This is a genomic window from Flagellimonas okinawensis, assembly GCF_029194005.1.
Taxonomy (GTDB): domain Bacteria; phylum Bacteroidota; class Bacteroidia; order Flavobacteriales; family Flavobacteriaceae; genus Flagellimonas; species Flagellimonas okinawensis.
In genome coordinates, this window is record NZ_JARFVA010000005.1 from 257,029 (window position 1) to 280,339 (window position 23,311).

Consider the following 23,311-nt stretch of genomic DNA (forward strand, 5'->3'; position numbering starts at 1 on the left):
TAACACGATGAACACACAAAAAACAGCAATTAACATGGAGATAATTTCAAATTTTAAAAATTCCTCTTTTGCCTGTATTTGTCCGCCCCAAAGAAAATCACTGGGAACATAGTTGAAAAATACAATCCCGATTATTACCAAAAAATGAAATAAAGCCAGAAGGATGAAGATGTCTCTACTCAATTTTGTCGCTCTTTGGAAACTAATAAGTTTTTCCATTATCGGTTAATTTCAACTTTACTAATATAATGGTTCTAACTAAGAGTAGTTGTGCATGAATTATGAAGTACATGTGATTTAACTGAATTCGCAATCCGTGCAGGACACTGTTATTAGTGGAGGAGCGGGGTACTTTAATTTATTTACTCAGTTTTAAAATTCTAAATGCACCCTGAATTACAAGAATAAACACTATTGTTCCAATAATTAAATCCGGTTTACTGGAATTCAACCAGTTTACCAACAAGCCTGCAATGATGACTCCCAAGTTGATGATCACATCATTTGAAGTAAAAATCATACTTGCTTTCATGTGAGCCTCTTTTTTGCTTTTTGATTTTTGTAAAATATAAAGACAGAATCCATTTGCGATAAGGGCAAAAATTGAAACGATGATCATGGTGGAAAAATCCGGAAGATTCTCATGGCCAAAAAATCGCCGCAATACTTCCACAAAACCGATAATTGCCAAAGTTATTTGAAAATAACCGGCAAGCTTTGCTATCTGCTTTTTTTTGCTCAACGATCCACCGACTGCTAACAAACTAATTCCGTAAACAAAACTATCGGCAAGCATATCCAAACTGTCAGCAACCAACCCCATTGATTTTGAGATTAAACCTGTTGTCATCTCAATTAGAAAAAAAGCAAAGTTTATTGCAAGAACTGTTAGGAGTAGTTTTTTCTGGTCGGAGTCGTCATTAAAATCCGTTTGATCGGTTTGTTCGCTAGAAATTTTCTTGCCGCCCAAGTTTAATTCCAGAATGGATTTTTCAATTTCATCAATTGGTCCATTATGGAAAACGGTCAGTTTTCGATTTGGAATATCAAAATCCAAATTCGCGATATCCGAAATCCCGCTCAATTTCATTCGGATTAGATTTTCCTCAGAAGGGCAATCCATTTTTGTTATCTCAAATATAGATTTGTTCATTTATACAATTGTTTGGATTTCGGACCAAAATCAATCCTACTTAAAATGTAAAGTTCCATAAAACAGTTAACAGTAAGGTTAGGAATGGATAAATTATTGAATACAATGGTTGAACTTCAATTTTCAGATAGGTCTTCAACTTCATTTTTAAACTGTTGAATTTTTTGAAAGTCCTTAATACCAAGAATGGCAATTAACTGCAGCCAATCAAGTATTCCAACCTTATAATAATGGATTAAAATGTGTTTAAAAAGTTTAAGTCGCTGCCCTTCCGTTTGTAGAAAGTTGTCACTTATAACCTCTCCATTGTTCAGCTTTAAAATAAATTTGTTACCAAGCCCATTAGACTTTTGTGGACCCAAGCGGTATGGATCTCCCCAAATGTGTCTACCACGAATGTCAGAGGCCATGACAAAATCTATTTTTGAAATTTTGGTAATGAGAAATTCATTTGAACCCACTTGTATTTTGTCCTTATAAAATATGAGCTCGCCTTTGTATTCACCTCGTTCTTTCTGATATCTGAAATAATTATAAATCTCAAACCCTATCCAGTACATTAACAAAACAACTCCAATTTTAAACAAGTGTTTTCGGATATCATATTCACCGAATTGATAAAAATAGTAAGCCGTACCAACGAGAATCAATGTAAAAAACACCCCGAACCATTGATAGGGATACATATAAAACCCTTTCTTTTTTTGAAAAATTCTTAAGCGCTGCGGACTCATTATTGATCAAGCCAATGGTTATACCGTGATTTCTTTGATTGTTTATTTTGGTTGGAATGGAAAGTTATAACATCTGGGTAATCATACTAATTCCATTCATTATACCATTCACTACCGGGGATTTTGGCCACTATTACCAGTTTTGTCTTATAAATCCAACTCCAAATCTCAGGCATACCTGCCATCTTAATTCTCCATTCGGTTTTATTGTAGTTGGGCTGCCCAAAAAGCCTAGTACCCGCCTTTTTAGCTTGTTCTTCGTATCGATAATTTATAATTGTCTCATAAAATGGTTTATGCTGTTCATTGTTAAAGTAATAAACAATGTAGGTAATGTCCGGAGAATAGTTTGGCTGCGTGTAAATTAGCCTAAAATCATCATTGCGTTCGCTTTCTAGTTTAAGGTTACTCCCATTTACGTTTTTAAAATCGGCCAAGCTTATTCCAAAGAATATTTCAGAATTTAATTCGGGTGGCAATACATCACCAAATTGACCTGTTTTGCTTTGAGCTTTGGCAGAAATATTACCTAGGCATAGGGTTAAGAGTAAAAGACCTGTTGCAAGGGCGTACTTTTTTTTCATTTTTAGGTGGTTTACGTTAAGGATTGGTTTAGTAGCATTATTAGCGGACATAATTGTTTGGTCGGTTGTTTTTCACACTTTTAAATTAAGTCTTTTTTGTTAAGGTTCGGAACGTCCTTACCAAGTTATATTCTCTTTTGTACTATTGGAAAAGTACATATCTCGGTGGTTTTAGTCCATTTAATCGCATATAAACGAGCATTTGCGCTCTGTGATGGGTGATATGGTCGGCCAGTAGCAACAAAATTTGTCTCTTGGTTCTATCCGCTCCAAAATAGTCCAATCTTTCACCAAGGCGATTCTGGTCAAAATTTGAAATAAAGGCAATGGTTTTATCAAAGGTTTCACTGATTTTGTCAATCATTTCTTTTTTTGATTTATTGTCCACTTTGAGTTCCGTATCGGTATTCCAATCCCTGGCTTCGCGTCCACCCATTAATGATTGACTGTGCCAATCCATGGCCCATCCAATATGCATCAAGTGCTCAGCAAAACTCATGGATTCCGGTGTTGCTTTAAATTCATAGTTGTCTTCCGGCATAGTTTCGGCAACAAGAATCATATATTTTTTTGAAGTTTCCAGACGCTCCACGTACTCTTTGATAAAGACGTTCTCTTGGGCCCAAAGTGAATTGAATTGGCAAGAAATCAGAATAATCGAAGTCAGGAGGATTATGTTTTTCATGATGTTGTAATTCTTTAAGATGTTATATTCTGGTTGCATAATACACAGGGAATTTTGCGCTGTGATGTATATGGTTTCAGCTCATTTTTTTATCAAATCCTTTGCTTTTTTAATACCGCAACCGATTACGAAGATTCTTGTTCGCCAATCATCTAGTCCGCCATACGGGATTCTATCGGTCCAATATTCAATTTCACGCTTTTTCAGTTCCAGAAGGATGGATTTAACTTCACTGTCAGCTTTATACATTCCTAAAAAATTACGCTTTGCGTGTTTGTCTGCTTTAATTGTTTTTAGGGCATACTGTACAGCATCTTTTTCGGTAGCAAAGTATTCCAATACCTTTTTTTCACCTCTTTCTGTGTAATACCATTGAAAAAGTCCACCATTGTTCTCCAGTCCGAAACCTTCATAAATGAAGTTTCCATTTATGCTGTAGCTAAGGAGGGAAAAGCAATTTTCTTTTAACCATTCCTCCAACTCCAATACAGTTTTGATTTCAGATTCGTTCATTGTTCAAAGGGCGCTAACAGTTTGTATATCCATTATTTTCAGGTATTAAGTTCTTGATTTTTTTGGTTAGCTCCTGGTTTTGTTTTTCTTTTTTGTTATCCCGTAAATAATATTTAGCGGGAATAGTATTTGTCCAATAATTGCCAGTAATAGAATCAGATTTATAATTATGGTCAGATTACTGTTGAATCCATGTTCCATAATTCCTGTCCTATAAAATTGGGATAGAACCCAGATTACTATTGGTCCTCCAAATGTCAATGCAATATGTATCCAAGTAAGCCATCTTGATAGTGGTCCATTCTCTTTATGCATGACCCAGTAGACGACTCCGATCATTAAAAAAAATACAGAAAGCAGTATAGCCAAATGTAAATAGGTAATCACATAATAGGTATCGTGAACATTGATGTCCAAAACCGCATCTTCGCTCAAGATTCCAAATAACATAATTATTGGAATAGGGAGTAAAAAAATTAGCTGTGGTTTTGTGATGCGTTTATTCATTCGATTTTATCATACTTCAATTCGCCATCTTCAAGTTCAATGATAACATCAATTTTTGGCCAAAAAGTAATTTTCAAATCCTCTTTAGTGTTCAATGAATCATAAGATTTTGTTATTATTTCTAGGTATCTTTCAATTCCGTCAACTCCTGTATTTCTGTAGAATTCAAAAATGAATAAAACTTTCTCAGGACTTTCAGCAAAATCCGCTTTCTCCCCCATATTTTCAAAGTTCTCCTTCATTAGTATACTTAATTCCGAAAATTTAACTTTTCGTTCATTTTTGACAATACTATCTCTTCGAATAAAAAAGGTGTTTTTAAATATTGGATGAACTAGAGGTGTTTCACAATATACAATAGGATAGATATTGCGAATTTTGTTTTCTGTTTCTAAAACAATTTTTGGTATACTATCTGAGCAGACAATTTCATTAAGGCGATCCAGAAAAATTTTATAATTATCAAAATCAGACATGTGAACCGCCACATTTAAATCATTCGCCCCTTTGATTTTAAGCCCATATTCTTGAGTTGCCTTTTCCTGATTTCTGCAACTTGCCAAAAGAAATGTTATGATTAAATATTTTGCAAAGTTTAACCTCATATTGATGTTTGTTAATATGTACTAAAACTGTCCACCATGATATCGTTAAGGCTGAAAGCTATAAAGTGACGATCTTGGTTGATATCTTCTCCCAACGAATCAGTGCTGTAGCACAAAATCATTCCTTTTGGTTAGTAGTTTTCTTAAAAGTAGGGAATTTAGTTCAAGGTAGGAGGGAACAATGAATTAGAGCCGTTTATACCAACAAATACTACTTCAGTTCTAATTTATTTATTCGATCTCCTATCGAAAATTCTTTCATTTCCGCTTCCAGATCTGAGAAGTCCTTTTGATTTACTTTTCTGAGTATTTCACCGTTCTTTATCAAGAATATCTCATCACATGTTTCTGCCAAAGTAGAGAAGATGTGAGATGAAATCAATACTGTCTTTTCGGTAGCTTTTAACTTTTTGATCAATTCAGTTATAACCAGATTACTTTGAATGTCTACACCATTGAAAGGCTCGTCCAATACAAAAACCTGGTTTTCTTGCAGTAGAATGGCAGTCAATGCCAATTTCTTTTTCATCCCGGTAGAATAGGTTGAAGCGTATTGGTCTAATGGTAAATTGAAAAGATTCTTCGATTCAATATCGTTTAATTGTATTTGTCGGGCGTTAGCAAGTAGTTGGATGTATTCTCTACCTGTAATTTTGGAAAAGAAGAAGGGGTCGGTCAGTAAAAGTCCTAGCCTGTTTTTTAAGATTTCAAAATCCGACAATATTTCTCCCGTGTATTTTTCGAGCCCCGCAATACATCTAAACAGTGTAGTTTTTCCTGCTCCATTTTCTCCAACGATTCCGTAAACTTTTCCTTTTTCGAACTTGATGTTGATGGAATTTAAAACCGTCTTTTGTCCATATTTTTTGGTCAAATTTTTAATTTGAATCATGTAGGAGCGAATTTAGTTTTTTGACAGATTGAGCATAAAAAAAGGGAATTACGCCAATCAAGATGGGTGGGAAAATTAAACTTACTGCTATTAAAATGCCCTGCGGTACATTCATTTCGTAGGGATAAGCCGAATACTTAGCCAATATAGTGGTTATTAAATAGACATAGGACAATAGGAAGAAGCCGATCAAGAATAAAATATCATCAATGAAAAATATAGACAGTCCAATGATTATTGGCAGGCACAGCCATGTATAATAGGTTATAGCGGTTTTTATTTTTTGTATTAAAAAGTCTTTTGGTGACAGATTAAAGTTCCATATAAAATATTCGTTCTCCGGTTTTGTGTAATAGGAAATACAAACCAACACAACCAAAATCATGGAAAAAATACCAAGATTAAAGTTGTTCACCGATATTGACATAAAGGTTAAAAAATAGGCAATCGGAAAAATGAAATACGTTTTTCTAAATCCTACAGTAAATTCGAACGGTTGTCTACCAAAAGGTGTTGGTAAAGTGAAATTAGTGTTAGCTCGAAAGTTGAACAATGCCATAAATGTAGATAATAAGACCAACGCCAATGCAAACGCAACCTGTTCTTTGTACAACAAAAATGTTAAAAAAGGAATGCTCCAAATAAAGTTTTCAACGCTTCTTACAATTAAGTATTTCCGTTGACTGAAAATGGATTTTAGAAAGTCATTTTTCTTCGGTTCGCTTGTTTTGGAAATAATACCAAGGGCCAAAAAAACATAAAGGTATCCTGCGAATTCTGTTTTTGAGAAAAGACTTTTAGAGAGAAAAAAGAACGCTAATGGAATAAGCGAATACCCTAACAAAAGTGGTATTCCAAACGCAATCATTTTTCGATTGAGCATTTTATATTGAAGAACAAAATATTTTTTCATCAGCTTTTTTCAAATACTATGTTGCCCTTAGTTGCCATACTTGGAATGGTTTGATTTCATGTTTTTGACCATTTTTTTAAATGCCTTTCCTTTTTTTCGTTTTTCGGCAACTGTAGATTCAAAATGTTCTTTTTCCCTACCCATTCTTAGAAAGTTTTGATACGTTGTTTCATCAATAACTCCATTTTTAACAGCATCGATTACAGCACAATTTGTTTCTGTTGTATGTGTACAATCTTTAAACTTACATTGTTCAGAAAGATTTGTAATTGTGTCGAAGGTAGTTTCTATTCCATTGGATGAGTCTGTAAGTCCAACCTCTCGAATTCCAGGATTGTCAATAATTATTCCGCCGTTTTCCAACACCAGTAACTCTCGATGACTTGTTGTATGTTTTCCCTTGTTGGTACTATTGCTTATGGCGCTTGTTTTCATTATTTGTTTGTTCAACAACAAGTTGGACAAGGTTGATTTTCCAACCCCAGATGACCCCAATAGGCAATAGGTTTTACTTTTTAGTATGCTATTCTTAATCGCTTCAAAGCCTTCGAGAGTTTCATTGCTTAAGGTAAAAACAGGAATGTCTTTAATTCTTTCGTTTACCTTATGGAGTATCTCTTTTAATTCAGATGCTTCAATCAGATCAATTTTATTTAAAATAATAATTGGGCTTACCTTGGATGAATGACAAATCGTAAGATATCGTTCAATACGATTGATGTTAAAATCACTATCAACGGCCTGTACTATAAAAGCGTAGTCAATATTGGTGGCAATGAGCTGTTTTTCTCCCTTTTTGCCAACAGCTTGTCTTTCAATCACTGTTTTTCGCGGAAGTACAGCATGGATGAGCGCTTCGTCGTCATTGTACTGTGAAAAAGCGACCCAGTCCCCAACAGCTGGAAAGTCGGTTCTGCTGGTTGCAGTATATCTTAGGTTCCCAATGATTTCGCTATCAAATTCCTTTTGGGCATTTTTTACGATGTATCGTTCTTTATGCTCTGCGATTACTCTCCCAACATCAAAAGCGTCTAGATTTAATTGCTTTCTATGGTCTTCCCATTCATTGGTATATCCTAAATCTTCCAGTTTCATTTTTGATTCAGCTCAATTAAATACTTTCCATTTAAACCGTGGAGTAAATTATTCCGATTCCCAAGAGTATTGAAAATGGTGATAGCACTCTTATTGATGAGGATTACAAAATATTTGGCAATGATTGTCATAATTGTTTTGGTCTTCAGCTCATATTTAAAATGATATACAGCCGTCTCTGTATGCTGTGTTGCAGGGGTTGGACACTAAGTTAACAAATTAAAACTGGCAATAAATAAGAGTAATAATTTTTCGAAAAGGAAATCTGTGGACATGCACTATCAATGTTGAAATAGTACATTGTTTAATTATGAAAATGCTTGATATTCTTCGCTTTCATCGTCTTCATCCTTTTTTTTGTCTAGTTGTTCTATTTCATAAGTTGGCAAATTATCTTTCTTATGGAAGGAAATAGGAATTGGAACTATGGCAGCAATGATGAAAAAGAAGAGTAGCATTACAAAGCGTACAAACTTTTTTAGCTTCATCTTAAATGGATTTACATTGATAAGTTCCCTCAAAAGGCGAGGGAGTTTAAAATTCAAATGCGAGACTCGAACAAATGAGTCACACTAAATCCAATGCGATTTTTGTTGAATAATATCGTTTAAGACGACTTTAAGAAGGTTTGATTTGTATGCTAAAAGATTGTTGTTCTGTATTTTATATTCTAATAAAGAATTAGTGCCTAATTGTTGTGTTTGGGTAAGCCGATCGAATATAATTATGTCCGCTTTCGCGTAGTTTAAAAACTGGAATTTTTTTGCGAAGTCATACGCTACCGCGGACGAAACATCTTTTTTTAATACGAGAAGTTCTGTTCTGTTGATTTCAATGGCAGACGCATGAACTGGCTCATAGTTAAACGAAATAGTTGAATATACTACAACGAGAAGACTAATAAATAGTTTAGATATGTTCTTGATCCAATTCATTTATCCAATGTACTACAAACGGTCGGCTATGATGTCGTTCTGGCTTGCAGCTAATGAGCCAGGGCCACAGGATGAAATCATTTCCTTTTCTTAAAAGTAGGGAATTTAATCCAAGGTAGGAGGGTGCAATGAATTATTGCCTAAACGGTTACGCTTTTTATTTTTGAAATTTAGAATTTAACCAAGCCTCTAACATTTCGTTTTTGTCAGATTCATTGTTGTAGTTAATGTTTACACCAAAGTCCAAGCCATTTATTAATCGGCTGTACATAATTTGATTAAGAATAACCTCTCCTTGTGGACTGTAAATGGTAAATTCGTAAAACTGAAATTCAAGTCCACCGATATTTGTTGTTCTAGTTTCTGTCGAATCAGTTTTTATTCCTCTATTAAGATAGGTATTGTAAATAAGCTCTTTTAATCCAGCATTATTTTCTTCCCATTCACCTTCATATTCTAACTCAAAGGGTTCGGATGTTGATTGAAAAGCATTGAATTGGTTTTTTTGAAAGTTCAAAAGTTGCTTTAATCCACTGACATCATATTCTATACCAGCTGTTTCATTTATGGCATCTAAACCTTTTTCGGTTCTTTTATCTAAAATACTCCTGTGAGTTACTTCCCATCCCTTTGGGATTTCCATAGTCCAACCAATTTCTTTACTATGGTATATGTTTTCTGTAATTTTTCCCTCATCAATTTGCTTGTTGGGGTCGGTTTTGCAAGAAATAAAAACTGTAATAAAAAGTAAGAGTGTAAATTTAATTTTCATGTTATTTTCATATTACATACAACGGTCTCGGCAATGAACAAGCAATTACTTATTACCGTTTTTACCAGTTGTTTTTATTCTTTAAATCTTTTGTTGTTCAATTTTTGATTTGCTTTATTTTTTACTTTTTTGTTTAACCCGTTTATTGCAAATCTCTCTATAATTTTTCGTGTTATATCTCGATGGTCGAGTAGTAAATTCTGAATTTCAGCATTTCCGTTTGTTAAGATATTTTCTACCAACTCATTTGAGATTCCGGAGTCTTGCAATTTCAGACGGTAGGTTTCCGATGGCTCAGAAACAATTCCTCTTTTGCTTGTTATTCTTGGGTCTTTATGGACAGGAAGTACCCGCATTAATTCCTCTAGTTTTTCAACAAGCTTTACTCTTGATTTGGTCGTAAAAGTCAAAAATGGATCCTCCCAATCTGGGACAATGTCAAATTCATTATTTTTTGGATTGAAATTTTCTATGAAGTTTACAACTTGGACTTCATATTCACCATTTAAATCTCTTTCTGGTCGCCACTCTACATCTATGAGTTTTAATCGACTATAATTTTCTAACATCAACAAACTTGAACCATCAAAATAATCCTCGAAACCAACTACAGGTTCAATTTCATATAGTTGGTTGTATTTTACCGTCCAACCAGCTTCAATTCTTAGGGGTTGTAGATTCATTTCAATATTGAGCAGGTCAAAATACTGACAACAATGACCAAAGGTGTTGCGTGATTAGTGCCGTGTTAAGAACCTAATTTAGCAAATTAAAACCGAATAGAAAATCCGTCAGGATTTTCCGAAGTAGGTGTGAATTAGTAATTATTTATAGGCAGTATTAGCGTATTTTTTTAAACCATACATTTCGAGTGCGACCATTTGACATTCTTAAACCCATAACTTTTCCTTTTTCGTTTTTTTTGATTTCCACAGTACCTACTGGCCAATCACCTGAAAAAATAGTGTTATATAATTGTTCTAGTTTTAATATGCCATGCCTTGCATGTTCGAGGTAAATATTTGAATTGTCATCAATAGAAATTGAATACATGGTTTTTAGTTCTGGACTGTAATACTTTCCAACAAGAATGTTATTGCCATTTGTTGTTATATCCAGGTTACTTTGAAGAAAGGTGAAGATTCCGGGTAAATTATTTTCAGTTGTGATAATCATTTGACGCGTTATACTATCAAATTTTACCATTGGTTTTATAGATGGATGATTCATTATAAACGTATGCTTGCCTATTGGCAACAATGGCCATTGGTTTCCTGCTGAACTTGAGTATTGTAAAGTATCATTTTTTATATAAACTTTTCGTCCAGATTTCTCAGAAGCACTCCAGTAAACACCTTCAAACTCCTCAAGTCTTTGCTTTGTTAACCTGATAAATTTAGCTGGTAATTCGGTAGATGTAGTTGCGGTTTTTGTTAGTGAATTATTCTTTTTATTTAATAAAATATCAGAAATCTTGTTTGCTTTAGAGCCAATGTTACTTCTTGAATAATTGGTTAGAATTACAATATTAAGTTGTTCTTCCGGAAAAGTTCTTGCTAACGCTCTAAAACCACCTACAGATCCTCCATGTTGTATTACCTTTCTTCCAGAGTATTCTTCAATACGAACCCCAAAACCATAATTGGTTTCAAAACCATTATGTAGTGGTGTGGTGGATAGCAACTTTTTAAACGCTGTCTCCCAATTATTTTTGGGGGTACTAAAATTTTGCAACCAAATATTTAAATCCTCTATGGTAGAGTGTATATTTCCAGAACCGAAGTACCCCCAATATTCCAAAGCTCTTTCAAATTCTTCTCGCAAATAGTAAGATGTAGCATTATTTGCAACAATCTTATTAAGAGAAGTTTCTACATAAGTGTTTTTCATTCCTAATGGATGAAAAATATTTTGCTTCATCCATTGGTCAAATTTTAATTGACTAATATTCTCAATAATTTTAGCCAAAAGAATGTAGCCGGTATTGCTGTATAAAAATTCTTCTCCAGGTTTAAAGTTGAGTTCTTTTTGATTGTTAATAATTCTATATACATCATCATTTGTTTCTAGATCTCCGCTTCTCCAGCCAGCTAATCCTAATAAACCATGTAAATCTCTCATTCCACTTGTATGCTGCAATAAATGGCGAATGGTTATGGTTTCACCAAAACTGGGCAATTCAGGAATGTATTTTTTAATGTCATCATCGAAAGAAAGTTTGTTTTGTTCTTCTAACAACACAATACCCATAGCTGTGAATTGCTTTGATATAGAGCCAATATTAAAAAGTGTGTGGTTGGAGTTTGGAATGTTATATTCAATATTTGCTAAACCATAGGATTTTGAAAAAATAGTTTTTCCGTCTTTTGAAACCAATACCGCACCACCTGGATGATTTGGTGAATTCCAAGAAGTAAAAAGACTATCTATTTTTTGGATCTGTATTTGATTTGTTTGACCATAACTAGTGAAGACGTGCAATAAAAGAATAAACAGGCTTAAAAAACATACTCTTATTTTCATCATTATTTTCTTTTACATGATTAAAATGCAAAAGTCAATAACTAACCAAATCGATAAAAAAAAAGACCACGCCAATTACCCGCCACTAGGCCGCCAATGGCATGCCAACATAGGGTTCAGGCTAAATAATACTAAACTTAGGGCTATAGAAAAGTTGGTTGTTTTTGTTTATTTCGGCACTGTTTCTGAGGATAATAAAAGCATTTGCGAGCACTAGGATCACCATAATTGCTATAACAATATCTCTACCCAGTTCACCTAAATTGATGATATTACCTAAAAGGAATATTGTTAACCATAATAGTGTCCAGAGAATTTGTATGGTAATTATCTGTTTTGTTAGCACATTTAATTGCTTTTTGCTCAAAGCAATGATTAGGGGTATGGCAAAATTTAGAACTGGAATAAATACAACAAGTAAAGACGATAAGTTAATTATTTTCACCCATTTTTGGCTGGATTCAGTTATGAGCGGTTTTTGTTTGATCAGATTTATTTCATCTATATTCAGTGTTTTGGCCAACGCTTTTAAGGTAAAACCTTTGGGGTCTATTCCAGATTCTATACGCTGAATAGTTCTTACAGAGATTCCTGACTTCTTTGAAAGTTCTTCTTGAGTTAAGTTTTGCTTCTCTCTATATTCCGTTAATTTCGACATATCTATTTGTCAACTTGTAGGATGGTTGTTCGACATACAACGTTGCGTGTATAATTGCGTTTTGTCCAGCGGCTGTTGAGCCAGAGCCGCAGGATGAAATCTTAAAAGTAGGGAATTTAGTTTAAGACAAGAGCGAACAATGAATTATAGCCAGTGTTGGCTACAGTTTTTTTATTATTCAATTGGGTTTTCAATTTGGCTAATTTCTCTCAAGATGCTTGCTAGTCTATCAAAATCTACAAATGTGGCAATACGTTCATCATCAGAAATCATTTTTTTTAATTCCATAACATCGTCTTGCAAGTCGCCTTGGTCAATTTCAGATGCTGAATACCAATCTTCAGGTTTCTCAAACTTATTCCACTTTTCTGTGGGAATTAACCTGTAAGTAATAGTTTTCAATTCCATTTCAGAATCGTTTCCGTATTCGAATTCGAGTTTTTCAATTATCTTCTCAAATATCTTTTTCAGTTCTGAAACTTTAATTCCGCTCATTTCTTTAAATTGTAGCCAACGTTTTGCCGATATGAAACGTAGCGGATTTAGAAGTAATTCTGTATCAAGATACAGATAATTTATAGTAAATGTACCAATGCTCTGCAGAGCACAGTCCCCGCTATGTTTTATATTGGCTGTTGGCACCAGTAATTCTTATTAAGCTTTATACATATTAAATAGATTATAAATAATCCATTTATCATCTATCTTTTTCATTATATAAAAGTCTCCACTAGCAAATAAACCGTGTCTTTTAAAATCAACAAAAAGTATCGCTAAATCACCTGAATAAACTATATTGGAAAACGAAAATGCACCTAATGATTTTGGATAAGTTTTATAAAATCTCTCCCAACCTTCATTTATATCTTTTGAGAATAAATCGTGGAATTCATTAAGATAAATCTCAGATAATTGAATAGAACAATTTAAGCTATCTGCATCTATTTTGGGACTATCAATGTATGATTCTTTTAAGATAGATAGCATATCCTTTAAAACATATCTTGTCACACTATCAATTCTGGTCTCAAACAACGCATAATCAACATATTCGTAACCTTCAGATGCCCAGTTAGTCAATGTATCCAATCTATCAATAATAACCGCGTTTTTAGAATACTTCTTTTTAATATCTAATCGATTAAAATAGTTATCAATAATTGTTGAGTAAATCTCGTAGTCGGATTTTTCTTGACAATAGCAACTGCCAAAAATTATAAGAAAAAATATCGTGGTTATCGTTTTCATATTATTGGTGCCAACGGTTCTCGGCTATGATTTCGTTGTGGCTGGCGGCTGGTGAGCGACGGCGAGGGCCGGTGCGATTTTCCAGCGAGCCATAGCCGCGTTACGAAAGCATTCCCGTGGTTAATAGTTTTCTTAAAAGTAGGGAATTTAGTTCAAGGCAGGAGGGAACAATGAATTATAGCCAGTGTTGTGCATAGTGTTTTTTTTATTCAGTTCGTTTGTAATTCAGTCCAGTTTTTATTCCGCTTATTGTTAGCAGAATTATTAAAATCAGTTGGATTATTAATAAAATGTAATAAGCATTATTCCATCCATTTCCAGCATTTTCCACAATTCCCCCACTCAAAGTTGGATATTCGGTTGAGCCAGGAATTTCTCGGATAGAATTAACCAATGAGATTAGAAATGTAAAAATCAATATCAGGCTTATGTCCGAAATCATAAAGATCAGATTTGCGGTCAAGTTTTTAAAATTCCGCCGTAACATTCGGATTAGGTAAACACCAAAGAGAGTCAGCGACACAATCAGAACAATCAGATGAATATTCCCAATCAGATAATATGTGTCGTGAACATTTATGTCAGTAACTGCGTCTGATTTCAGTCCGTTAATTCCAAAAACTCCGATTAATATAATCAGAACGAAACCTATTGTTCCGATTAGCCAAAATGTTTCTTTTTTTCTCAAATTTTAATTCAGATTTCGTTTTTCGGACATTATGCACAACGGTCTCCTTTACTTTGAATTTATATATTAAATAAGAGAAAGAGGAGAACTAAAACGGTCTCTAAGTTAAGCCTTACTAGACGTATCAGTCCTCTTTTCTCCTAAAAGTTGCATAGAACCAATTGGAATACCAGGTGTTGTAGCACCCAATAAAGGAAATAGTTTTTGCAACATAATTTAACCGTCAATTTTAAAATTATGAAAAATTACAAAGAAGCCATTGGTATCGATGTATCAAAGAAGACTTTAGACGTTAGCTGTCATCTATTGGGCAAGCACAAGGTGTTTACGAACGACATAAGGGGTTATCGTTCCATGTTGTCCTGGGTGGGAAAAGAAGTAAAGGACTCCTTTTTTTACTGTTTTGAAAACACGGGGAACTATTCCTTGAAACTGTCTTGCTATTTAAGTAGGCAAGGTGTTGATTATGTAGAGGAGAATCCGTTGAGGATAAAAAGATCCCTGGGTCTGGTAAGGGAAAAGACTGACAAGGTGGATTCCCGGCTCATAGCAAGATATGCCTGGTTGTGCAGGGAAGAACTGACCGTGAGCGAGGCAAAGAGTTTGGTTTATCAGGAGTTAGGGAGATTATTGGGCCTTCGTGATCAAATGGTACGCAATAGGGCGGGGCTATTGGGCACCTTAAAGGAGATGGAGCATTTGTTGGGGAGTCCTTCCACGGATATAGGCTGTATTTCCATCAAGAGGGCGATAGCTTCACTTGATAAACAGGTCAAGGCCATTGAGGCTAGAATGGATCAGATATTAAGGGAGGATGAGGAATTGTCGGGCAATTACGGACTGTTGCTTTCTTTACGTGGGATTGGTTTTGTGGTGGCGTGCCAGCTGCTCTATCACACCCAAAACTTCCGACAATTCGATTCATGGAGAAAATTTTCGAGTTATTGTGGCCTGGCTCCCTATGACCATCAATCCGGCAGTAGTTTGCGAAAAAGGAAACAGTGTCATTGGATAGGGGACAGGAAGATGAAGACTTTGTTGAGCATGGCCGGTATATCGGCGATACAACATGATCCGGAACTCAGGGCGTACTATAAACGGAAAATAGCGGAAGGGAAGCCTAAGATGGTTGCTTTGAACAATGTCAGGAACAAACTTTTGGCAAGGGCATTCTCTGTGGTTAAAAGAGGGACACCATACGTGGTTTTACAAAAATTCGCTGCTTGAAAAAGGTTGAAATAAGTTTGGATTTGATCTTGGAATACGGCTATGATTTCGTTGTGGCTGGCGGCTGGTGAGCGACGGCGGTGGCCGGTGCGATTTTCCAGCGAGCCAAAGCCGCGTTACGAAAGCATTCCTTTTGGTTAATTGTTTTCTTAAAAGTAGGGAATTTACTTTAAGCCAGGAGGGAACAATGAATTATAGCCAGTGTTACCCAACGTTTTTTATTCAAATTTATATTCGTAAAAGTAGACTTTGTCAGGTGGCCAAATGTCCATAAATGGAAGAGGAATTAAATATCCTTTTTCTTTATCTATTTTAGGTTCAATTATTTTTCTTTCAAATTCGGTTTTGTTTTTTCCGTTGTCAACTGTTATTTTTTTTCTTTTATAGGTTTTTTTCTTGTCCACAGTAAAACAGTCGTGTCCACAAGTCGGTTTCCAAATATTTCTTACAATCGGAACTACTTTTATGAATTCCGATAATTTTGATTTTGGGATATTTTTTAAAATCACATAAGAGTAATTTTCCGAACTAAAATATAAAGTTAGAGTTTCGCCTTTTAATTCAGATATGTCAATTTTAAAATTCCCGTTCTTTTCAACAAGAGTTTGGTATGGAATTATTGTCCCACTTTCTTTTTGTTCAATTTTTTGTAAGTCAGTTTCTATGTAGATTATCGCATAATTGAAATCGGGAACTTTTATTTCGTCCTTGTTTTTTGTCAATTCAATGATTTGTCCGTTGTAAGTTTGTGAATAGACTCCAAACGATAAAATCAGACCTAAAATTAATATGAAAGTTCGTTTTCTCAAATGTTGGGTAACGGTTCTCGGCTATGATTTCGTTGTGGCTGGCGGCTGGTGAGCGACGGCGCGGGCCGGTGCGATTTTCCAGCGAGCCAATGCCGCTTAACAAAAGCATTCCCGTGGTTTATAGTTTTCTTAAAAATAGGGAATTTAGTTCAGGGAAGGAGGGAACAATGAATTATAGCCAGTGTTGGCATTTGGATACTTCGGTTCGTTTTGTGCCACCCATTTCGGAGTTATAGTGCCAGGCATTTCGGTTTGATCTGTGCCACTTTTGGCGGGCGGCCCGATCCGTTTCGGTTCGTTTTGTGCCAGTGATATCGGTTCGATCCGTGCCACTTTGAAAGATCAAGTAACAATTACCTTGTCGCTCAAAAACAAGCGATATGGCCAATACACTTGATCCGATGGACCTAAAACAGATTATTTCCCTTCACCTCGATGGGCTGAGCAACCGCAAGATAGGTGCCACCCTAGGGATATCCCGTAACACGGTGAACAGCTATATGCGCCTGTTCGGGGCCTGCGACCGCTCCCTTAAGGAATTGCTCGCCCTTGACAATGGGGCCCTGGAGGCACTCTTCCCATCCCATACGACCATAGACAATGTTCGCTACGACGAGCTCATGCGCTGTTTCGAGGGAATCAACAGGGCCAGGAACCACCCCGGCTTCACCTTCCTCCACCATTACCGGGATTATGTCGGAACGGCCAAGGATCCCTATGGCTATACCCAGTTCCTGGAACATTACCACCGTAAATATGCAAAGATAAAAGGCTCGATGAAGCTCGAGCACGACCCCGGCAAGGAACTGTTCATCGACTTCGCGGGCAAGAAACTGCATATGGTCGAGAGGGACACAGGGGAAGTGGTCCCGGTGGAAGTGTTCGTGGCCATCCTTCCCAATAGCCAGTATACCTACGTGGAGGCCTGCAGGAGCCAAAAACGGGAGGACCTGATCGCTTGTTGCACCAATGCCCTGAACTATTACGGTGGCGTGCCCAAGGCCATTGTATCGGACAACCTGAAATCCGCGGTGACAAGGGCGAGCAGATATGAGGCGGACATCAACCGGAGCTTCAAGGATTTTGCCCGGCACTACAACTGCGCCATAAACCCCGCCCGGGGGTATTCCCCGCAGGACAAGGCCCTGGTGGAGAACGCCGTGCACCTTGCCTATCAGCGCATCTATTACCCGATGAGGGAAATGGTGTTCTTCTCCCTGGCCGACCTGAACCGGGAGATAAAGCGCCTGTTGGTGGCCTATAACGGTCTATTGTTCAAACGCAAGGAGGCCAGTCGCAGGGAACTGTTCCAATCCGTGGAACGGGAATACCTCAAGCCCCTGCCCGGGAGTGCTTACCAGCTAAAGGACTATCGCAGGGCAAAGGTCCAGAAGATGGGCTATGTGTACTTCTCCCCGGACAAGAGCTATTACAGCGTCCCCTACCGTTATATCGGGAAGGAGACCACGATCCACTATACGGGTTCCACGGTGGAGGTCCATTACCACCAGCGGCGGATCGCGCTGCACGGGCGCCACCCGGAAAAGGGCAGCTATAATACCAAAAAAGAGCACCTGGGCAGTACCCATAAATATTATAGCGACTGGAGCCCGGAGTTCTTTAAAAGGAAAGCGGCCCGCCATGGCGACCATGTGCTGGGCTGTGTGGAGACGATACTGTCAAAGGGGGACTACCCGGAGATAGGATATAAACGGGCGATGGGGGTCATACAGCTCCATAGGGCCTACGGTTCGCAACGCCTGGACAATGCCTGTAAAAGGGCCCTTCAGGCGGATGCCGCCACCTATATGCGCATCAGGAACATCCTGAAGAACAACCTGGACAAAAGCTCCCTGTTCTACAGGGACCTGGAAGAGGACAAGAGCCACATCCCGGACCACGGGAACATACGTGGCGCCTCCGCTTATCAATGATCATTAACTTAAATCCGATATATTATGAACAATGAACAGACGATCGAAAAACTCAAACAGATGCGCCTTACCGCCATGGCCCAATTGCACCAACAGCACGTAAGGGACAACGGTTCGCCCGACATTACCGCGGACGAATACCTGGCCCTGCTCACGGACCACCAATGGGAGGACCGCCAGAACAGGAAGATCCAGCGGCTGCTCAAACAGGCGGGGTTCGCACAGTCCGCCAACCTGGCCGAGGTGAAACATGACCAACAGCGCAACCTGGACAGGAACATGTTCGCCCGCCTGGGGACCCTGGATTTTATGGCCCGCAAGGAAAACATCATCCTCACAGGGGCCTCGGGAACGGGCAAGAGCTATCTGGCACAGGCACTGGGCCACCAGGCATGTATGATGGAACACAGGGCCATATATGCCAATACGGCAAGATTACTTAAAAAACTGAAACTCTGCAAAGTGGACGGCACCTATCTAAAGGAACTGGACAAGCTCCTGAAAACCGACCTGTTGATCCTGGACGACTTTGGCCTGCAGAGCTTTGACAACCATGCCCGGGAGGCCATGATGGATATCATAGACGACCGTTACAACAAGGCTTCCACCATTATAGCTTCCCAGATACCCGTATCGGCTTGGTACGATATTATCGGGGAAAGCACAATTGCCGACGCCATATTGGACAGGATAGTGAACTCCTCCCACAGGTTGGACCTAAAAGGGGAAAGCTTAAGAAAAGGAATTTTAAAAAACGATTGACACATTTTTTTGTATTATTGAAGGATCTTTCAAAGTGGCACTGTTTGACCGAAACAGGTGGCACCATCACTCCGAAATAGCCAGCATTCGTTATTTTTTGGACAGTTCAGTACATTTTTCATCAATAGAAATTGCTTCGGGACTATCTGCAAAGTTATCCCCCATTACCTTTTTAAAGGGGTACTTTTGATATTCATCGATTAGACAATCACAATATTTCTCAATATCGTTTGTTTCTTCAAATTCAGTCCCAACAAGTTCATTTTTCCAGTTTTTGCGCATAGAATCTGCTAAACGCTCAGTCCATTCCATATTTTGACCATAACAATCATCTAAACCAATACTTAGGAAGATAGAATCCTGTTGAACCTCTTTGAAAACCTCAATTATTTTGTCACTTTCAAGTCGACTCTTGTATTTTTCTTTTAATTCAGTATTGTCCGTTAACTTTTCGACGAAACATTTACAAAATTCCTCACGTTGCTTGTCATCGGGGATAAGTCTTTTATTCCCATCTATACACTTGCCAAGTGGTATTCTTAATCCATTTACGGTGACGAAATTTGAAGGAACAATTTTGCGACCAACATTAAGGAAAGCGAAGCAAAAGAAAATTCCGAACGCAATTCCAAAATATTTTAGAAATTGAATCTTGGTTAACTTGTATTTAGTTGCGGAAAATCCAGTTCCGATTAACCAAGTACAAACCAAAAGTAAAATTATAACTCCTCCAATAACTCCAGCCGAGTACCAAGAGCCTGCTTCGCGACTTGCCGCAACATATTCAGCTCCCGTTCCCCAAAGCAATAGAAATCCAATAATGATTTTTAAAGTCCTCAAATCTTGTTTGATTTTTTATAATGAATGCCAACGGTTTCGGCTATGAGTAGTTGCGTGGGTTGGCACTTAACTTTGCAAGTACACACCAAACTGAAAATCCGCGAGGATTTTCAGAAGTAGGCGAGAACAAGCAATTACTTATAGCCATTGTTGTGCTTTCGTTATTCAATGTTTTATATAGTGTTTTGTTTTAATTATTTATCTAACAATTTCAGTATTTCAGTAGCATTTTTTTTGTAAGCTTTTAGCATCCCGAGATAGTATTTAGAGTAAATTAAATCTCTGGCACATCTTGTTCGGTATTCTTCATTTTCAAAAATATATTTAACAAACTCCTTATTATATTTTCTGCGTTCCAAATACGACCATTCTACAAACCAATCGTATTTTTGACATCTATCTACTTCATCACTAACATTTTTAAGCAGAATATCATTTATATCATTTAATTGCGGACTAAAAGTCTTATAGAAGAAATCTATTTTAGAGGATAATGAATCAATCTTACCGGCTTGGTTTGTATTAATTGATTTTAACAATTGATATCCCTTGTCCAACTTTAGAAAAGGGTCTGCATAGGCAATCGCATTAAGACATTTTTCGCAATTAGCATAATTGGTTTCATTTATGGTATCGTAGTAAGAAGCAGGGGTATTGCGTTCAACTATATCGGTCAACCTACTTATTTTTTCTATATAAACTTTTATGATTCGAGAGGTTTCCAGGGTGTCCACCTTTAAATCTTTTTGTATTTGTGAATATGTTACATTCAAGTATTTTTCTTCTTTTTTCCTTTCGTTCAAGTTGTTGATTTGAAGTGCAATGAGAATACCAATCACCACAAGCACAATTTCTCCAACAGCATATTTTAAATAGTTTACCGTTTTACCTTCTAAAAGTAAATTTTGTCTAATTTTTCTAAAGAATTTTATCATTGGTTAGCGGTTTCTGATAATGAAGCACAACGGTTGGGCTATGAGTAGTTGCGTGGTTTAGCACTTAACTTTGCAAGTACACACCAAACTGAAAATCCGCGAGGATTTTCAGAAGTAGGCGAGAACAAGCAATTAATTATAGCCATTGTTGCCAGTAGTTTTTATAAATATTTGATATTGTTCAATAGTTCTCCGTATTTCATCATATCTTCTGTGTCAATATCAACTATTCCACGTTCATCAACTTTTTCCCTTTTCGACATTTCCTCACTAATGTCCAATAACTGTTTTTGGATGTTTAGGGTTTGAGCTGTCGACACGTATGGAAGATTTGCTGGTTTATTCTCTTTGAAATAGTCTTGACAAAAGAAGAAAGCTGTATTTAAATCGTTCACATTTTCTTTAGTAATCCAAGTTTTTTCGCAAAGGTGGATTAACCAATCCCAAACTAAATGTCCATTATATTCTCTTGTTTCCCAAAATCGACTACATTCAATAATATAATCTCGTCCACCTTTACCAACTAAAGCATCCGATTCCACTTGCCAAATTCCAAATCTTATAATAGCAATACTTTCATAAAATTTCTCATAGTCAAATTCTCCGTGCTTAATGGTAAATTTCACAGCTTTTCCGTAATCGGAATGGTCTTCGTCAAAATTGTTTGGGATTTCGCCATTCTGCCAAAGTTCGTATAAATGATTTCTTGCTTCTGTTTCTGTCATTATTTTTAAAATTTTACATCTAATTGTTCGTCCAATAAGTTTCCTATTTCTGTCCTAAAGAAAATATTATTAGTTCTGATTTTTGCTCTATCACAAACAGCATCTACGGTCAAATCATTACCTATAAAAGGTTGAATCGATAATTCAGCGTCCATTGTTCTCAAATATGACTTCGAGAAAGCTTCAAATTCTTTTTGATTTGTCGGACGTATAATTAATTCCTCAATTGTTCCACCTCTGTACTTTTGTCCAATTAAATGTTCGTTTTTATTCTTTAGGTCGACTGCTTCTTCGTAGTTCATATTTTATTTTCTTAATGCTGTGCTTAAATTACTGGCAACGGTCTCCTTTACTTTGAATTTATATATTAAATAAGAGAAAGAGGAGAACTAAAACGGTCTCTAAGTTAAGCCTTACTAGACGTATCAGTCCTCTTTTCTCCTAAAAGTTGCATAGAACCAATTGGAATACCAGGTGTTGTAGCACCCAATAAAGGAAATAGTTTTTGCAACATAATTTAACCGTCAATTTTAAAATTATGAAAAATTACAAAGAAGCCATTGGTATCGATGTATCAAAGAAGACTTTAGACGTTAGCTGTCATCTATTGGGCAAGCACAAGGTGTTTACGAACGACATAAGGGGTTATCGTTCCATGTTGTCCTGGGTGGGAAAAGAAGTAAAGGACTCCTTTTTTTACTGTTTTGAAAACACGGGGAACTATTCCTTGAAACTGTCTTGCTATTTAAGTAGGCAAGGTGTTGATTATGTAGAGGAGAATCCGTTGAGGATAAAAAGATCCCTGGGTCTGGTAAGGGAAAAGACTGACAAGGTGGATTCCCGGCTCATAGCAAGATATGCCTGGTTGTGCAGGGAAGAACTGACCGTGAGCGAGGCAAAGAGTTTGGTTTATCAGGAGTTAGGGAGATTATTGGGCCTTCGTGATCAAATGGTACGCAATAGGGCGGGGCTATTGGGCACCTTAAAGGAGATGGAGCATTTGTTGGGGAGTCCTTCCACGGATATAGGCTGTATTTCCATCAAGAGGGCGATAGCTTCACTTGATAAACAGGTCAAGGCCATTGAGGCTAGAATGGATCAGATATTAAGGGAGGATGAGGAATTGTCGGGCAATTACGGACTGTTGCTTTCTTTACGTGGGATTGGTTTTGTGGTGGCGTGCCAGCTGCTCTATCACACCCAAAACTTCCGACAATTCGATTCATGGAGAAAATTTTCGAGTTATTGTGGCCTGGCTCCCTATGACCATCAATCCGGCAGTAGTTTGCGAAAAAGGAAACAGTGTCATTGGATAGGGGACAGGAAGATGAAGACTTTGTTGAGCATGGCCGGTATATCGGCGATACAACATGATCCGGAACTCAGGGCGTACTATAAACGGAAAATAGCGGAAGGGAAGCCTAAGATGGTTGCTTTGAACAATGTCAGGAACAAACTTTTGGCAAGGGCATTCTCTGTGGTTAAAAGAGGGACACCATACGTGGTTTTACAAAAATTCGCTGCTTGAAAAAGGTTGAAATAAGTTTGGATTTGATCTTGGAATACGGCTATGA

26 protein-coding genes are annotated in these 23,311 nt (G+C 37.0%); 4 read left to right on the plus strand and 22 right to left on the minus strand.

What is annotated here, in order from left to right; all coding sequences use genetic code 11:
- Nucleotides 1-358: 358 nt before the first annotated feature.
- The 17 genes from PY091_RS14715 to PY091_RS14795 all read right to left on the minus strand — a co-directional run bounded on the left by PY091_RS14715 (nucleotide 359) and on the right by PY091_RS14795 (nucleotide 14,505).
- Nucleotides 359-1,153 (minus strand): cation efflux transmembrane domain-containing protein, encoded by a 795-nt coding sequence (locus PY091_RS14715; RefSeq protein ID WP_275650416.1) that lies wholly within the window; start codon nucleotides 1,151-1,153, stop codon nucleotides 359-361.
- Nucleotides 1,154-1,269: 116 nt separating this feature from the next.
- Complete coding sequence (locus PY091_RS14720) at nucleotides 1,270-1,815, minus strand: hypothetical protein (RefSeq protein ID WP_275650417.1); 546 nt, start codon at nucleotides 1,813-1,815, stop codon at nucleotides 1,270-1,272.
- A gap of 158 nt (nucleotides 1,816-1,973) precedes the next feature.
- The gene (locus tag PY091_RS14725; RefSeq protein ID WP_275650418.1) at nucleotides 1,974-2,471 is read right to left on the minus strand and encodes a hypothetical protein; all 498 of its coding nucleotides are present in this window, start codon (nucleotides 2,469-2,471) and stop codon (nucleotides 1,974-1,976) included.
- Nucleotides 2,472-2,613: 142 nt separating this feature from the next.
- The gene (locus tag PY091_RS14730) at nucleotides 2,614-3,156 is read right to left on the minus strand and encodes a DinB family protein (RefSeq protein ID WP_275650419.1); all 543 of its coding nucleotides are present in this window, start codon (nucleotides 3,154-3,156) and stop codon (nucleotides 2,614-2,616) included.
- A gap of 81 nt (nucleotides 3,157-3,237) precedes the next feature.
- Entirely contained in the window at nucleotides 3,238-3,669 is a 432-nt protein-coding gene (locus PY091_RS14735) for a hypothetical protein (protein WP_275650420.1), read from the minus strand.
- A 66-nt stretch (nucleotides 3,670-3,735) separates the two neighbouring features.
- A complete protein-coding gene (locus PY091_RS14740; RefSeq protein ID WP_275650421.1) occupies nucleotides 3,736-4,119 on the minus strand; it encodes a cbb3-type cytochrome c oxidase subunit I in 384 nt (127 codons plus the stop codon).
- A gap of 53 nt (nucleotides 4,120-4,172) precedes the next feature.
- Complete coding sequence (locus PY091_RS14745; RefSeq protein WP_275650422.1) at nucleotides 4,173-4,781, minus strand: hypothetical protein; 609 nt, start codon at nucleotides 4,779-4,781, stop codon at nucleotides 4,173-4,175.
- 211 nt (nucleotides 4,782-4,992) lie between these two features.
- A complete protein-coding gene (locus PY091_RS14750; RefSeq protein WP_275650423.1) occupies nucleotides 4,993-5,673 on the minus strand; it encodes an ABC transporter ATP-binding protein in 681 nt (226 codons plus the stop codon).
- A gap of 940 nt (nucleotides 5,674-6,613) precedes the next feature.
- Nucleotides 6,614-7,681, minus strand: a complete 1,068-nt coding sequence (gene rsgA / locus PY091_RS14755; RefSeq protein WP_275650424.1) for a ribosome small subunit-dependent GTPase A — start codon at nucleotides 7,679-7,681, stop codon at nucleotides 6,614-6,616.
- Nucleotides 7,682-7,989: 308 nt separating this feature from the next.
- The gene (locus PY091_RS14760) at nucleotides 7,990-8,169 is read right to left on the minus strand and encodes a hypothetical protein (protein ID WP_275650425.1); all 180 of its coding nucleotides are present in this window, start codon (nucleotides 8,167-8,169) and stop codon (nucleotides 7,990-7,992) included.
- A gap of 604 nt (nucleotides 8,170-8,773) precedes the next feature.
- A complete protein-coding gene (locus PY091_RS14765; RefSeq protein WP_275650426.1) occupies nucleotides 8,774-9,388 on the minus strand; it encodes a hypothetical protein in 615 nt (204 codons plus the stop codon).
- A gap of 74 nt (nucleotides 9,389-9,462) precedes the next feature.
- Nucleotides 9,463-10,071, minus strand: coding sequence for a hypothetical protein (locus tag PY091_RS14770; protein WP_275650427.1), 609 nt, complete (start codon nucleotides 10,069-10,071; stop codon nucleotides 9,463-9,465).
- 157 nt (nucleotides 10,072-10,228) lie between these two features.
- Complete coding sequence (locus PY091_RS14775; protein WP_275650428.1) at nucleotides 10,229-11,914, minus strand: serine hydrolase domain-containing protein; 1,686 nt, start codon at nucleotides 11,912-11,914, stop codon at nucleotides 10,229-10,231.
- Between the two features lie 118 nt (nucleotides 11,915-12,032).
- On the minus strand, nucleotides 12,033-12,569 hold the full coding sequence (locus PY091_RS14780; RefSeq protein ID WP_275650429.1) for a helix-turn-helix domain-containing protein: 537 nt from the start codon (nucleotides 12,567-12,569) through the stop codon (nucleotides 12,033-12,035).
- Nucleotides 12,570-12,743: 174 nt separating this feature from the next.
- The gene (locus tag PY091_RS14785; RefSeq protein ID WP_275650430.1) at nucleotides 12,744-13,064 is read right to left on the minus strand and encodes a hypothetical protein; all 321 of its coding nucleotides are present in this window, start codon (nucleotides 13,062-13,064) and stop codon (nucleotides 12,744-12,746) included.
- Between the two features lie 159 nt (nucleotides 13,065-13,223).
- Nucleotides 13,224-13,817: a hypothetical protein gene (locus PY091_RS14790; RefSeq protein WP_275650431.1), complete on the minus strand. Its 594-nt coding sequence runs from the start codon at nucleotides 13,815-13,817 to the stop codon at nucleotides 13,224-13,226.
- A gap of 205 nt (nucleotides 13,818-14,022) precedes the next feature.
- Nucleotides 14,023-14,505 carry a hypothetical protein gene (locus tag PY091_RS14795; protein ID WP_275650432.1) on the minus strand — a complete coding sequence of 161 codons (483 nt, stop codon included), beginning with the start codon at nucleotides 14,503-14,505 and terminating at the stop codon, nucleotides 14,023-14,025.
- Nucleotides 14,506-14,742: 237 nt separating this feature from the next.
- Here PY091_RS14795 and PY091_RS14800 point away from each other — a divergent pair, with 237 nt between their 5' ends.
- Nucleotides 14,743-15,732, plus strand: coding sequence for an IS110 family RNA-guided transposase (locus PY091_RS14800; RefSeq protein WP_136567684.1), 990 nt, complete (start codon nucleotides 14,743-14,745; stop codon nucleotides 15,730-15,732).
- A 218-nt stretch (nucleotides 15,733-15,950) separates the two neighbouring features.
- Here PY091_RS14800 and PY091_RS14805 read toward each other — a convergent pair whose 3' ends face one another.
- The gene (locus tag PY091_RS14805; protein WP_275650433.1) at nucleotides 15,951-16,454 is read right to left on the minus strand and encodes a hypothetical protein; all 504 of its coding nucleotides are present in this window, start codon (nucleotides 16,452-16,454) and stop codon (nucleotides 15,951-15,953) included.
- Between the two features lie 467 nt (nucleotides 16,455-16,921).
- Between PY091_RS14805 and istA the strand changes: the two genes are divergently transcribed.
- Both istA and istB read left to right on the plus strand, forming a co-directional pair.
- A complete protein-coding gene (gene istA / locus PY091_RS14810) occupies nucleotides 16,922-18,475 on the plus strand; it encodes an IS21 family transposase (protein WP_275650434.1) in 1,554 nt (517 codons plus the stop codon).
- A 24-nt stretch (nucleotides 18,476-18,499) separates the two neighbouring features.
- On the plus strand, nucleotides 18,500-19,237 hold the full coding sequence (istB, locus tag PY091_RS14815) for an IS21-like element helper ATPase IstB (RefSeq protein ID WP_127136784.1): 738 nt from the start codon (nucleotides 18,500-18,502) through the stop codon (nucleotides 19,235-19,237).
- A 90-nt stretch (nucleotides 19,238-19,327) separates the two neighbouring features.
- Here istB and PY091_RS14820 read toward each other — a convergent pair whose 3' ends face one another.
- From PY091_RS14820 to PY091_RS14835, 4 genes are all read right to left on the minus strand, one after another.
- The gene (locus PY091_RS14820; protein ID WP_275650435.1) at nucleotides 19,328-20,077 is read right to left on the minus strand and encodes a hypothetical protein; all 750 of its coding nucleotides are present in this window, start codon (nucleotides 20,075-20,077) and stop codon (nucleotides 19,328-19,330) included.
- Between the two features lie 194 nt (nucleotides 20,078-20,271).
- Nucleotides 20,272-21,012: a DUF6090 family protein gene (locus PY091_RS14825; protein WP_275650436.1), complete on the minus strand. Its 741-nt coding sequence runs from the start codon at nucleotides 21,010-21,012 to the stop codon at nucleotides 20,272-20,274.
- A 161-nt stretch (nucleotides 21,013-21,173) separates the two neighbouring features.
- Complete coding sequence (locus PY091_RS14830; protein WP_275650437.1) at nucleotides 21,174-21,737, minus strand: hypothetical protein; 564 nt, start codon at nucleotides 21,735-21,737, stop codon at nucleotides 21,174-21,176.
- Between the two features lie 5 nt (nucleotides 21,738-21,742).
- A complete protein-coding gene (locus PY091_RS14835) occupies nucleotides 21,743-22,039 on the minus strand; it encodes a hypothetical protein (RefSeq protein ID WP_275650438.1) in 297 nt (98 codons plus the stop codon).
- A 236-nt stretch (nucleotides 22,040-22,275) separates the two neighbouring features.
- On the opposite strand from PY091_RS14835, the gene PY091_RS14840 reads away from it, so the two are divergent.
- Nucleotides 22,276-23,265: an IS110 family RNA-guided transposase gene (locus PY091_RS14840; RefSeq protein ID WP_136567684.1), complete on the plus strand. Its 990-nt coding sequence runs from the start codon at nucleotides 22,276-22,278 to the stop codon at nucleotides 23,263-23,265.
- The last annotated feature ends 46 nt before the right edge of the window (nucleotides 23,266-23,311 follow it).

Bases quoted from the DNA above. Each gene is read 5' to 3' on its own strand.
- PY091_RS14745 (WP_275650422.1), bottom strand. From the start codon at position 4,781: ATGAGGTTAAACTTTGCAAAATATTTAATCATAACATTTCTTTTGGCA.
- PY091_RS14775 (WP_275650428.1), bottom strand. From the start codon at position 11,914: ATGATGAAAATAAGAGTATGTTTTTTAAGCCTGTTTATTCTTTTATTG.
- PY091_RS14760 (WP_275650425.1), bottom strand. From the start codon at position 8,169: ATGAAGCTAAAAAAGTTTGTACGCTTTGTAATGCTACTCTTCTTTTTC.
- istA (WP_275650434.1), top strand. From the start codon at position 16,922: ATGGCCAATACACTTGATCCGATGGACCTAAAACAGATTATTTCCCTT.
- PY091_RS14735 (WP_275650420.1), bottom strand. From the start codon at position 3,669: ATGAACGAATCTGAAATCAAAACTGTATTGGAGTTGGAGGAATGGTTA.
- PY091_RS14750 (WP_275650423.1), bottom strand. From the start codon at position 5,673: ATGATTCAAATTAAAAATTTGACCAAAAAATATGGACAAAAGACGGTT.
- PY091_RS14825 (WP_275650436.1), bottom strand. From the start codon at position 21,012: ATGATAAAATTCTTTAGAAAAATTAGACAAAATTTACTTTTAGAAGGT.
- PY091_RS14770 (WP_275650427.1), bottom strand. From the start codon at position 10,071: ATGAATCTACAACCCCTAAGAATTGAAGCTGGTTGGACGGTAAAATAC.
- PY091_RS14725 (WP_275650418.1), bottom strand. From the start codon at position 2,471: ATGAAAAAAAAGTACGCCCTTGCAACAGGTCTTTTACTCTTAACCCTA.
- PY091_RS14765 (WP_275650426.1), bottom strand. From the start codon at position 9,388: ATGAAAATTAAATTTACACTCTTACTTTTTATTACAGTTTTTATTTCT.
- PY091_RS14740 (WP_275650421.1), bottom strand. From the start codon at position 4,119: ATGTTATTTGGAATCTTGAGCGAAGATGCGGTTTTGGACATCAATGTT.
- PY091_RS14830 (WP_275650437.1), bottom strand. From the start codon at position 21,737: ATGACAGAAACAGAAGCAAGAAATCATTTATACGAACTTTGGCAGAAT.
- PY091_RS14780 (WP_275650429.1), bottom strand. From the start codon at position 12,569: ATGTCGAAATTAACGGAATATAGAGAGAAGCAAAACTTAACTCAAGAA.
- PY091_RS14800 (WP_136567684.1), top strand. From the start codon at position 14,743: ATGAAAAATTACAAAGAAGCCATTGGTATCGATGTATCAAAGAAGACT.
- PY091_RS14790 (WP_275650431.1), bottom strand. From the start codon at position 13,817: ATGAAAACGATAACCACGATATTTTTTCTTATAATTTTTGGCAGTTGC.
- PY091_RS14835 (WP_275650438.1), bottom strand. From the start codon at position 22,039: ATGAACTACGAAGAAGCAGTCGACCTAAAGAATAAAAACGAACATTTA.
- PY091_RS14715 (WP_275650416.1), bottom strand. From the start codon at position 1,153: ATGAACAAATCTATATTTGAGATAACAAAAATGGATTGCCCTTCTGAG.
- rsgA (WP_275650424.1), bottom strand. From the start codon at position 7,681: ATGAAACTGGAAGATTTAGGATATACCAATGAATGGGAAGACCATAGA.
- PY091_RS14730 (WP_275650419.1), bottom strand. From the start codon at position 3,156: ATGAAAAACATAATCCTCCTGACTTCGATTATTCTGATTTCTTGCCAA.
- PY091_RS14785 (WP_275650430.1), bottom strand. From the start codon at position 13,064: ATGAGCGGAATTAAAGTTTCAGAACTGAAAAAGATATTTGAGAAGATA.
- PY091_RS14840 (WP_136567684.1), top strand. From the start codon at position 22,276: ATGAAAAATTACAAAGAAGCCATTGGTATCGATGTATCAAAGAAGACT.
- istB (WP_127136784.1), top strand. From the start codon at position 18,500: ATGAACAATGAACAGACGATCGAAAAACTCAAACAGATGCGCCTTACC.